Genomic DNA, 11,152 nt, shown 5'->3' with positions numbered 1-11,152 from the left:
AGAGGTTGCTGAGCGGTTTTAACTGTTCCTGGAAACGTCACGGACTTGATCAGTTTGCGAAACGTAAGCACGGTCTCCTAGCGTCGATATAGAAAACCCAATCTGACGTTTTTACACACTCTGGGCCGAAAACAGACATAACTCATGCTACCCAAGTCTGCGAAATCGAATCGGGTGGCGCCCAGTCCCCTAGCGTAGAATTCCCAAAACACGAGCCCACACCCGAGACGGACCCTCAATGCAAACCCCCACCACCCAACCCCCCCTCTGGAAAACCTATCTCCTTTTCCTGGCCCCCATGGTCCTCTCCAATTTCCTCCAATCCATGTCGGGCACCATCAACAGCATCTACATCGGCCAAATGCTCGGCACCCAAGCCCTGGCTGCCGTGTCCGGCATGTTCCCCATCGTCTTCTTCTTCATCGCACTGGTCATCGGCCTCGGCGCGGGGGCGGGAGTGCTCATCGGCCAGGCTTGGGGCGCGCGCGAGCCGCATCTGGTGAAAACCATCGCCGGCACAACCTTGTTGTTAGGCGCAATGATCGGCCTGACAGCAGCCGTACTCGGTAGCGTGTTCGCAAGGCCAGCCCTGGAAGGCTTGGGCACACCGGCCGACGTTATCGACGACGCCGTGTCCTACGCCCACGTGATGATGTGGATCATGCCGTCGCTGCTGGTCTACGTGCTGTTCACCCAGCTGTTGCGCGGGGTGAGCGATACGGTGTCGCCGCTGATTGCGTTGGTGGTGTCGACGTGTATCGGGTTGGCGCTGACGCCGGCGTTGATTCGAGGTTGGTTCGGGTTGCCGATGATGGGGATTCAGAGTGCGGCGTATGCGGGGTTGGTGGGTAATTTGTCGGCGATGGGGTGGCTGGCGTGGCGGTTGATTCGCAAGGGGCATCCGTTGGCGCCGGATCGGGAGATGTTTGCGGCGATGCGGCTGGACCTGGTGATTCTCGGCAAGGTGTTGCGCATCGGGTTGCCGACCGGGTTGCAGATGGTGGTGTTGTCGGTGTCGGAGTTGGTGATTCTGGCGTTGGTGAATCAGCACGGCTCGCAGGCGACGGCGGCGTATGGCGCGGTGACGCAGATCGTCAATTACGTGCAGTTTCCGGCGCTGTCGATTGCGATCACGGCGTCGATCCTCGGTGCTCAGGCGATTGGGGCAGGGCGGCTTGAGCGCATGGGGCCGATTTTGCGCACGGGGCTGTTGATCAACGTGTGCCTGACCGGTGGGTTGGTGGTGTTGGGTTATCTGTTGTCGCACTGGTTGCTGGGGTTGTTCCTCACGGATGATTCCACCCGGGCGATGGCCGAGCATCTGTTGCACATCATGCTGTGGAGCCTATTGGTGTTCGGCTTCCAGGCGATTGTCGGCGGCATCATGCGCGCCAGCGGCTCGGTGTTGGTGCCGATGGCGATTTCGATTTTTTGTGTGGTCGGGGTGCAATTGCCGGTGGCGTATGTGCTGGACGGGCACTTCGGATTGCAAGGGGTGTGGATGGCGTTTCCGGTGGCGTATCTGGGAATGCTGGCGTTGCAGACGGCGTATTACAAATTAGTCTGGCAGCATCAGGCGATTGAGCGGTTGGTGTAGGCGGGCGGGACTTGTTGTCGGCCACGGTCGGGCCGACAATTTGGGGTGACCGTGTGATGCGAACCGACAGGCGTGGTCGTCTGAGGAGGTTTTCCAATGAGTCCCTCATCGCCAACCATCTTGCAGGACCGGGCGGCGGCCGGTCGACGTCTGGTGGAGCCGTTGCTCGAATACGCTCATCGCGCCGATGTGATCGTCCTCGCCTTGCCCCGTGGCGGGGTACCGGTGGCCTATGAAGTGGCCGCCGCGCTGGAGGTTCGCCTCGACCTGATGCTGGTCCGCAAGCTGGGTGTGCCGTCCCATCAGGAGTTGGCGATGGGCGCCATTGCCAGCGGCGGCATACAAATCCGCAATGAACACGCACTGCACAATCATCCGATTGATAAAGCCGCCTTCGATGCCGTGGTCGCACGGGAAACGCGGGAGTTGTTGCGTCGAGAGCAGGTTTACCGGGGAACGCGCGCGCCGGTGCAGCTCAAGGATCAGGTGGTGATTTTGATCGACGACGGTCTGGCGACAGGGGCTTCGATGTTGGCGGCGATCCACGCGGTGCGTTTGCAGGCGCCGGCACGCATTGTCGTTGCCGTGCCAGTGGCGCCGATTGAGACGGCGGAGGCGCTGCGCAGCGAAGTGGATGAGCTGATATGCCCACTCATTCCGGACTGGCTGATGTCGATCGGGTATTGGTACGTGGATTTTTCACAGACCTCGGATGCAGAGGTCATCAAGCTGTTGCAGCGGGCCTGGCAGAGAGAGGCTGGTCATTAGCTGACAACGATCAGTGCCCTCACGGGATAACACGTTGCCCGGCATTGATGTTGGCTGTGCTGCCGTCGTCGCAGCGACTCAGGATGCATGCGACGTGTTCTTGAGCCAGTCTTCAAACCGTGTTGATCCGACCATGGGATTCTCCCCCGGTGTCAGCGACTGATCATCGATGGGTGCGCCAAAGTAGGGAACCGTATCGACCGAAACCGCCTGGCGTGGGTCTTTGGTGTGTTGCAGGTATTCACTGACGAACGCCACCAGCGGTCGACGATCCGGCCCGGCCACTTCCACGGTTTTATTGCCTGGCGTTTTCAGGGCGAGTTCGCCACGTCGACCACCACGTCGGCGCTTTGTAACGCATCTTGCCGTCCTTCGCCACTGATGACGTTGACGCCGGTACTCAGTGACGCCGCAATCGCGTCATGCCCCAGCGCCTGACGATTTTTGCAGAGTTGGCGGCCGATCAACCCGGTGCCTCCGATGACGACGATTTTCATGGCCCGTCTCCTGATGCAGTGGTGAGTGCTGCCGCAATTAAATACCTGCATGGGCGCGAGCATCGGGCGCAGGACCGCTCTGGCCGACAGGTGGTCGGAAGGCAGCGCTTGAGGTGGAATAAAGGGTGGGTATTTGCTTTAGTCCATCTATCGCAGGTCAACGTGTGCAGCGCCTCAGCTCATGACGGGAACCCCGACCGGAGAATCCCATGAACCCTCGATTCCCGCGCTGCGCCACACTGGCTGCCGCGCTTGCCTTCGGCTCCTTGCCCTGCGCCCAAGCGGTCGAATACACACAAGTGAATGAAACCGCCAGCACGATTTCCTTCACCTATAAACAGTTTTCCTCGCGGGTCTACGGCACGTTCGGCAAGTTCCAGGCCTCGCTTGATTTCGACACAGCGAACCCGTCAGCCGCGCACGCCGCGCTCACCATCGAGCTCGACAGCATCGATACCGGAAGCAGCGACGCCAACAGTGAACTGCAAAACCCTGCCTGGTTCGACACCGCAACGTATCCAATGGCGACGTTTGAATCGACCGGCGTGAAAGCGCAGGAAAACAACCGTTACTCGATCACCGGCAAACTCACGCTCAGGGGAATCACTCGCGAGGTTGAAGTTCCGGTCCTGTTGAAGGCTGAGAACGCCATCGGGATTTTCGATGGCCAGTTAACGCTTAAACGCAGCGACTTCAAAGTCGGCGAAGGTGAATGGGCCGATGGTGTCGTCTCGGACAAGATCAATATCCGGTTTCGCATGGTTGCGCCGCAGCAGTAACGGGTGGGCATTTATCCGCTATGGGAAAGCGCGAATGTGGTTCCACCCTACGCTGAGCCAAGGAGAATAATCGGTCGTTTACGCAGGTGTGCTTCAGGTTCTCACTATCAAGGAAGCTCACCAAAGTCGCTGAAGGCAACGACTGGAACATGCCTTATCCGGCGCTTTATCAAGCCTTGAAGGAAAAAACCAGGGACCGTGTGTTGATCGGCGACAGTGTGTTTGCCAGTGAAACCGCAACGTTCATGGCAACGCCTACTGCGGCGCAAAATCCAGCTGTTTTGGCCTATCACCCCTCGGGTTTATGGGTGGAGGTGAAGATTTCCTTTGATCTGATCGGCCGACGCCCGGTCCACATTGCATGGATCGGGCCCGAATTTTGATGCTGCCGTTTTCACAGGTCTTGAGGCCGGGACTGGTGTCGTTGACGAACAGCTTTTCACCGGGTGCGCAAGGGAACGCAGCGCGTGGGTCCTGCGCCGCGGTGTTGATGGTGTCGTAACCGGCCAGTTGCAGCGGCCAGCGATAGTCGTAGTACTGCCCCGGAAAGAAAAACGCATTGGTGTAGCCGTCACTTTCGGCCGGGGAGTGGCCGTTGTGTTCGTGGGTGCTGATGGTGTGCAGGCCGAAACCCATGTTGGCTGCCGGATCGATGGGCAGGGCGTTGTAGTGGCGCATCAGCAGTGGCTGGCCGTAGCGGACCATGAGCAATTTGGGCGGCACGGTGCCGTCGAAGGTCCACAGCGAGTTGTGATTCTGCACCGGCATTTTCGAATGGAAACGCACGTCGATGCCCTTGGTCGTGCCCGTCGTTTCGGGAATGTCGGAGGTCTGATAGTAGAGCCCGCCGGGGCCGAATTCACCGACGGCGTAGTTGTGCAATTGTTTGCGGTCACGCAGGCCCAGGTTGGTTCGGGCACCGGCTTGCACGGTCTTGAAATCGACCTGCGGATAGAACTCGTTCCAGCGCTGGTGCGACCAGCCTTTTCCCGGTGGTCGCCCCTCGGCCGGCGAGCCCACCGGGTGGCGGTTGAGGAAGGTTTCGATTTGCCCCTTCTACGGGTTGCGGTCCAGCACATTGGAAAACTGCGCCGGAAACGGGAACAACCCCGGTTGACGCATAAAGGCGTCCAGCGCCGCACTCGGAGGGCCGCTGCGGGCGACGATGTTCGGGTCCTGCTGCGGTGCCGGGCCAATGGTGGGAACGGGGAAGGTCAGGGGTGGCGTGGGGATCGTCGGGTCGAGTTTTTCCGTGCCGAATTCCTCGAACAACAGCAGTTGCTGGGTGAACGGCTCGGCGCCGAACAACGGGCTGGGTTTGCCGTTGGTGGGGAAATTGAACGAGGTCTGCAAGGACGGCGGCAGCACGTTGTCCGCACGTGGCGTGTTGCGATCACCGTACGCGCCGTCAGGCAATGCCAGTGCGCCCTGGTTCACCTCCGGCATGGTTTTCAAGGCGTCCAGTTCGGCCGCCTCTGCCAGTGGATCGGCGGGCGCAGTGTAGTAGGCCGAGGGATCCGTCGGTGGCGGCTGGCTGACATCGTCCATCGGTGCCGCGCTGACGGTGGCAAGGCTGGCGGTGATCAGCATCACAGAGGTGGCGCTTGAGCGCCGTAAGAAACTGAACATGGGTGTTGCGCTTTTCATTGCTTTCCCCTCGCGTCATGCCGAATTGGCGAAACCCGGCGTCCCCGGCATGGGACGACGGCTGCTGCGGTGCTAGGGGCCGGTGCAACAGACGGGCCATGGGCCAGTATCGAAATAAGTATTCAGCGTTATTAGTAAGTTGTTTCAGAGTGTTTCAAAAACGCGTCAGTCAGCGGCGGGGGATATTCCTCATTTACGGGGAAAACGAGCTTTTTTATTGGAGTTACTGTCACCAATCGCGGGTGGTCTTGCCAAAATGTGGTCGACTGGCGCTAGCACCGAATCGTTCCTGCCGACTATCCCTTCACCCAGGCCACTCTCAATAGCCTGACCTTCGGTGCCGGGCGATGCGGCCCACTCGTTCGACGTGCCGTCCTACGTCGTCTACGACACCACCATCAGCTACGACATGGGCAAACTTGACCCTGGTCTGCGTGGTTTGCAGACCCGCCTGAACGTGCAGAACATCTTCGACCGTGAGTATGTGTCGGACTGCAACTACTCGTTCGGTTGCTATTACGGGCAGGAGCGGGTGGCTTCGGTTGAAATGTCTTACGACTGGTAACGTCGAGTTCGATCGTCCCGCGCCGATCATTCCCACGCAGAGCGTGGGAACGATCATCGATGCTGCCCAATGCTGCGATCTTTCTGGTTCATGGCTGGTGCGGCGACTGACGCTATCGCGGGCAAGCCCGCTCCCACAGGGTTTTGTGCTTTTCACTCTATTTGTGTAACAACCTGGACCACTATGGGAACGGGCTTGCCCGTGATGAGGCCATGAAGTTCGGCGCAGCTATCGACTGACACCCACCATTCCTCAGCCCCGATACCGCAACGCCTCCAGCAATAAAGCAAACGCCGGCGACGCCTGACGGCGGCTCGGGTAATACAGGTGGAACCCGGCAAACGGTGCGCACCAATCCTCAAGCACCTGCACCAGCCGACCGGCCGCAATATGCGGTGCCACCAAGTCATCGGGAAGATAGCTCAAACCAAAACCCTCCAGCGCCGCAGTGAGCAGTTGATACACACCGTTGAACGTGACCTGCCCAGACACGCGCGCCTTCAGACTTTCCTCACCCTTTTTGAACTCCCAAGCGTACAAACCGCCGTTAGTGGGCAGGCGCAAGTTATTGCACTGATGATCCGTCAAATCGCGGGGCGTCTCGGGCACTGAGCGATCGGCAAAGTAGGCCGGCGAACCCACCACCGCCATGCGCATGTCCGGCCCGATGCGGGTGGCGATCATGCCTTGCGCCACGTTCTCACCCAGACGCACACCGGCGTCGAAACCCTGGGCGGCGATGTCGACGAAGCTGTAGTCGCAACAGACCTCGACCGAGATGTCCGGGTACTGCGCCAGGAACGGTTTCAACACCGGCCACAGGATGTATTCCAGCGCATGGTCCATCGCGTTGATGCGAATCTTGCCGGCAGGCGTGTCGCGCAAATTGCTCAACGCTGCCAGCTCGATCTCGATTTCTTCGAAATGGGGGCCAACGGTTTCAAGCAGGTGTTGCCCGGCTTCGGTCGGTGACACGCTGCGGGTCGTGCGCGTCAGCAGACGCAACCCCAAGCGTGCTTCCAGCGCCCGAATCGTGTGACTCAGAGCCGACTGGGAAACGCCCAGTTTGGCAGCCGCCTTGGTGAAACTTCTCGCCCGCGCCACCGCCAGGAAGGCGAGCAGGTCATTGGCGTTTTCCCGAAGCATTGATGAGCCCTTCTCATAGGTCTTTTCCGATTCTAGCGGCTTATTTTGGTAATGCGTAACGGGTAGATTGAATGGCGATTTGCTTGCCAAAAATACCGAGTGAGAACAGCCATGAAGAACTTTGCAGCCACTGCGCTCCCACCGGTTCGGTGGTGATCAAATCATCGGCGGCAACTTGTCCAGCATCTTGTCCAGCGTGATCGGGTATTCCCGAACACGGATTCCCGTCGCGTTGTAGACCGCATTCGCAATCGCCGCACTGACCCCGCATATACCCAGTTCACCAACGCCTTTTGCTTTCATCGGCGATGACGCTGCGTCGGTTTCATCGAGGAAAATCACTTCCTGATGTGGAATGTCGGCATGCACGGGAACCTCGTAGCCGGCCAGGTCGTGATTGACGAAAAAGCCCCGGCGCTTGTCCACCGCCAGTTCCTCCATCAACGCCGCACCGACGCCCATGGTCATCGCGCCGATTACCTGACTGCGCGCCGAGGTTGGGTTGAGGATTCTCCCGGCCGCGCAGACGGCGAGCATCCGTCGAACGCGGGTCTCGCCGGTGGCACTGTCGACCGCGACTTCGACAAAGTGCGCACCGAACGTCGATTGCTGAAACTGCTTGCTCAGCTCAGCGAATTCGATCGAATCCTCGGCGACGATTTCTCCGGTTTGCGCCGCGTCGCGCAACGGGAATTTCTTGTCACCGGATCGCACTTCACCGTCGGCGAAAACCGCATCCTGCGCGCTGACGCCGAGGCGTTGCGCCACCGCTTCGCGAAGTTTGACGCACGCCGCGTACACGCCTGCCGTTGAACAGTTGCCACCGAATTGCCCACCAGAACCTGCCGATACCGGAAAGCTCGAATCCCCCAGGCGTACGACCACCTTGTCGAGCGAGACGCCCATCATTTCTGCTGCTGTCTGGCCAATGATGGTGTAGCTCCCGGTGCCGATATCGGTCATGTCGGTTTCCACGGTGACGATGCCTTGCTCATTCAGTCGAACGCGAGCCCCGGACTTCACCAGCAGATTATTTCGGAAGGCGACACCGACACCCATGCCGATCAACCAGCGACCCTCGCGTTGTGTGCCCGGCTGCGCATGCCGTTTGTTCCAGCCGAAACGATCGGCGCCAGTGCGCAGGCATTCAATCAACTGGCGCTGGGAAAAAGGCCGATCGGGTTTGGTGGGATCAACCTGAGTGTCGTTGATGATTCGAAACTCGACGGGATCGAGCTTGAGCTTTTCCGCCATTTCGTCCATGGCGATTTCCAGCGCCATCATGCCCGGGGTTTCGCCCGGTGCACGCATCGCATTGCCTTCCGGCAGATCAAGTGTCGACAGGCGCATGGTCACCCGACGGTTCTCGCCCGCATACAGCAGTTTGCTGGGTTGTGCGGCCAGCTCGACTTTGCCGCCGGGCAAGTTGCCGGACCAGCCTTCGTGAGCAATGGCGGTGATCTTGCCATCGCTGCTGGCGCCGATGCGGATGCGTTGAATGGTTGCCGGACGGTGGGTGGAGTTGTTGAAGATAAATGGCCGGGCCAGCGCCACTTTGACCGGCCTGCCGGCCATGCGCGCGCCGAGGGCGGCGAGTAACGCATCGGAGCGGATAAACAGTTTTCCGCCGAAGCCACCACCGATGTACGGCGAGATCAGGCGCACATTTTTCTTCGGCACGCCGAGGGTGGTCGCCAGATCGGTGACTGACCAATCGATCATCTGGTTCGACGTCCACAGCGTGAGTTGGTCGCCGTCCCAGGCGGCCATCGACGCAAAGGGTTCCATCATCGCGTGGGCCTGATCGGGGGTGGTGTAGGTCGCGTCCAGTTGCACCGGTGCTGCCGCGAACGCCGTTTCAAAATCCCCATGGACCGTGTCAGTCATCTGGTCCTTGGGTTCCACCGCCGAGCCGCGCGAGCTGGCCAGATCGAACGCGCCTTCGGTGCTGACATAGGTCACGTTCAACCGTTTTGCCGCGGCCCGTGCCTGTTCGAAGGTTTCAGCCACCACCAGTGCCACTGCCTGGTGGTAGTGCTGGATATCTGGTCCGCCGAGTAACGTCGCGGTGTTGTATTTGCCTTTGCCGAGCTTGCCGGCATTCGCCGCAGTGACAATGGTGATCACGCCGGGTGCCGACTGCGCCATTTCCAGATCCATCGAAGCGATGCGCCCCTTGGCAATGGCGGAACCGACCACCACGCCATAGGCCTGGTTTGGCACGACGGTGTGGTGTTCGTAGGCATAAGGGGCAAGCCCGGTGGTCTTCAACGGCCCTTCGATACGGGGCGTGGCCTTGCCGACGACCTTCATCTGGTCGATCGGGTTGGTTGTGGCGGGGGTATCGAATTTCATGCCAGAGCCCTCGCTTGTGCCATCACCGAAGCGAGCGTGCGCTCGACCAGGGTCAATTTGAATGCGTTTTCATCGGTGGGGGTGGCGCCGGCGAGCAACTGTTCGCTCACTGCTTTGGCACCTTGGGACATCGCAGCTTCGGCTGCCTCTACGCGCCACGGTTTGTGCGCGACACCGCCCAATGCGATGCGACCGGAGCCGTCTTTCTGAATCACCGCGCCCACAGAGATGAGGGCGAAGGCGTACGAGGCGCGGTCGCGGACTTTCTGGTAGAGGTGTGTACCGCCGAGAGGGGCGGGCAGGGTTACGGCAGTGATCAGTTCGTGGGCCACCATTGTAGTTTCGATGTTGGGCGTTTTGCCGGGTAGCCGGTGCAGGTCCGCGATGGGAATGATCCGTGTCGTGCCGTCGGGGCGTACGGTTTCAACCTGAGCATCAAGGACCCGCATCGCTACAGCCATGTCGCTGGGATGGATGGCGATGCACGCATCACTCACACCGATAATGCCCAGCGGCCGACTGAAGCCGCCGATGGCCGCGCAGCCACTGCCGGGCTGACGTTTGTTGCACGGCTGATGGGTGTCGTAGAAGTACGGGCAGCGGGTGCGTTGCAGCAAATTGCCCGCCGTGGTTGCCCTGTTGCGCAACTGGCCGGAAGCACCAGCGAGCAGAGCGCGGGAGAGCAGGGCATAGTCCTTGCGGATGCGTGCGTCAGCGGCCAGGTCGGTGTTTCTGACCAGCGCGCCGATTCGCAGGCCGCCTTCAGGCGTGGCTTCGATCCGGTCCAGGGCGAGGCCATTGACGTCGATCAAGTGCGTCGGCGTCTCAATGTCCAGCTTCATCAGGTCCAGCAGGTTGGTGCCGCCGGCGATAAACCGTGAGCCATCGACCTGCGCCGCCAGCGTCGCCGCTTCGGCCGGCGACTTGGCGCGTAAATAAGTAAAGGGCCTCATACCGTGGCCTCCGCGACTTCGGTGATCGCTTCGATGATGTTGGAGTACGCGCCGCAACGGCAGATATTGCCGCTCATGCGCTCCTGGATTTCACTGGCGATCAGTTGTGGCTGATCGGTGAGACTTGGACTGGCATGGCTGGGAATGCCCTCGCGAATTTCACCCAGCACGGCGACCGCGGAACAGATCTGCCCCGGTGTGCAATAGCCGCACTGATAACCGTCATGCTTGATGAACGCGGCCTGCATCGGGTGCAGTTTTTCCGGTGTGCCCAGCCCTTCGATGGTGGTAACTGTCGAGCCTTCGTGCATCACCGCCAGGGTCAGGCAGGAATTGAGGCGCCGACCGTCGACAATCACCGTGCAGGCGCCGCACTGGCCATGATCGCAACCCTTTTTGGTGCCGGTGAGTTGCAGGTTTTCTCGCAGCGCGTCGAGCAGGGTGGTGCGGGTGTCGAGGTCGAGCGCTCGCGTTTGACCGTTCACCTCGAACGACACCTTGGCCTTGATCGGACGTGCTTCATTGGCGGCGGATGCTTGCACAGAAATGAACGGTGGCAGCGCCACGGTTGCCGCCGTCACCGCACCTACAATCAGAAATTTGCGCCGGGTTATCGACATCAGGTCACGGTGGTCCATGGGTTCGATTCCTATTAGATAGTTGGCGTTGCCAGTCCTCATCAAAAGAGTGACCCGCGCGCTTGCGGAATGTTTTTGCGTTTTTCAGCTATAGAGTTATGCGTGGGGTTCATGAATAGAAGCCAGACACGTTTCTCGGCTTTCACAGACTAGAAAAGTTTGAACAATTGATTAAGGGCAATAAGCCGTATGGAGTCATGAGTTGAC

7 protein-coding genes and 3 pseudogenes are annotated in these 11,152 nt (G+C 59.9%); 4 read left to right on the top strand and 6 right to left on the bottom strand.

What is annotated here, in order from left to right; translation table 11 throughout:
- Positions 1-238 precede the first annotated feature (238 nt).
- A complete protein-coding gene (locus FQ185_RS02820; RefSeq protein WP_149416134.1) occupies positions 239-1,597 on the top strand; it encodes an MATE family efflux transporter in 1,359 nt (452 codons plus the stop codon).
- 96 nt (positions 1,598-1,693) lie between these two features.
- Complete coding sequence (locus FQ185_RS02815) at positions 1,694-2,365, top strand: phosphoribosyltransferase (RefSeq protein ID WP_149416133.1); 672 nt, start codon at positions 1,694-1,696, stop codon at positions 2,363-2,365.
- A 78-nt stretch (positions 2,366-2,443) separates the two neighbouring features.
- Here FQ185_RS02815 and FQ185_RS02810 read toward each other — a convergent pair.
- A pseudogene (locus FQ185_RS02810) lies at positions 2,444-2,862 on the bottom strand (hypothetical protein).
- 209 nt (positions 2,863-3,071) lie between these two features.
- Between FQ185_RS02810 and FQ185_RS02805 the strand changes: the two are divergent.
- Positions 3,072-3,641 (top strand): YceI family protein, encoded by a 570-nt coding sequence (locus FQ185_RS02805; protein WP_149416132.1) that lies wholly within the window; start codon positions 3,072-3,074, stop codon positions 3,639-3,641.
- A gap of 372 nt (positions 3,642-4,013) precedes the next feature.
- Here the strand turns inward: FQ185_RS02805 and FQ185_RS02800 are convergent.
- A pseudogene (locus FQ185_RS02800) lies at positions 4,014-5,231 on the bottom strand (copper oxidase); the annotation flags it as partial.
- A gap of 351 nt (positions 5,232-5,582) precedes the next feature.
- Here FQ185_RS02800 and FQ185_RS02795 point away from each other — a divergent pair.
- A pseudogene (locus FQ185_RS02795) lies at positions 5,583-5,853 on the top strand (TonB-dependent siderophore receptor); the annotation flags it as partial.
- Between the two features lie 252 nt (positions 5,854-6,105).
- Here the strand turns inward: FQ185_RS02795 and FQ185_RS02790 are convergent.
- From FQ185_RS02790 to paoA, 4 genes are all read right to left on the bottom strand, one after another.
- On the bottom strand, positions 6,106-6,999 hold the full coding sequence (locus tag FQ185_RS02790) for a LysR family transcriptional regulator (RefSeq protein WP_149416130.1): 894 nt from the start codon (positions 6,997-6,999) through the stop codon (positions 6,106-6,108).
- 156 nt (positions 7,000-7,155) lie between these two features.
- Positions 7,156-9,354: an aldehyde oxidoreductase molybdenum-binding subunit PaoC gene (paoC, locus tag FQ185_RS02785; RefSeq protein ID WP_149416129.1), complete on the bottom strand. Its 2,199-nt coding sequence runs from the start codon at positions 9,352-9,354 to the stop codon at positions 7,156-7,158.
- Entirely contained in the window at positions 9,351-10,307 is a 957-nt protein-coding gene (locus FQ185_RS02780) for a xanthine dehydrogenase family protein subunit M (protein ID WP_149416128.1), read from the bottom strand. The genes paoC and FQ185_RS02780 overlap by 4 nt, the downstream gene beginning before the upstream one ends.
- Entirely contained in the window at positions 10,304-10,927 is a 624-nt protein-coding gene (gene paoA / locus FQ185_RS02775; RefSeq protein ID WP_149416156.1) for an aldehyde dehydrogenase iron-sulfur subunit PaoA, read from the bottom strand. The genes FQ185_RS02780 and paoA overlap by 4 nt, the downstream gene beginning before the upstream one ends.
- Positions 10,928-11,152: the final 225 nt, after the last annotated feature.

The sequence above is a fragment of the Pseudomonas sp. ANT_H12B genome, assembly GCF_008369325.1.
Taxonomy (GTDB): domain Bacteria; phylum Pseudomonadota; class Gammaproteobacteria; order Pseudomonadales; family Pseudomonadaceae; genus Aquipseudomonas.
The sequence above is the reverse complement of the archived record's forward strand: the minus strand, read 5'-3'. Positions and strand labels throughout refer to the sequence as shown.

Bases quoted from the DNA above. Each gene is read 5' to 3' on its own strand.
- FQ185_RS02790 (WP_149416130.1), bottom strand. From the start codon at position 6,999: ATGCTTCGGGAAAACGCCAATGACCTGCTCGCCTTCCTGGCGGTGGCG.
- FQ185_RS02780 (WP_149416128.1), bottom strand. From the start codon at position 10,307: ATGAGGCCCTTTACTTATTTACGCGCCAAGTCGCCGGCCGAAGCGGCG.
- FQ185_RS02815 (WP_149416133.1), top strand. From the start codon at position 1,694: ATGAGTCCCTCATCGCCAACCATCTTGCAGGACCGGGCGGCGGCCGGT.
- paoC (WP_149416129.1), bottom strand. From the start codon at position 9,354: ATGAAATTCGATACCCCCGCCACAACCAACCCGATCGACCAGATGAAG.
- FQ185_RS02805 (WP_149416132.1), top strand. From the start codon at position 3,072: ATGAACCCTCGATTCCCGCGCTGCGCCACACTGGCTGCCGCGCTTGCC.
- paoA (WP_149416156.1), bottom strand. From the start codon at position 10,927: ATGTCGATAACCCGGCGCAAATTTCTGATTGTAGGTGCGGTGACGGCG.
- FQ185_RS02820 (WP_149416134.1), top strand. From the start codon at position 239: ATGCAAACCCCCACCACCCAACCCCCCCTCTGGAAAACCTATCTCCTT.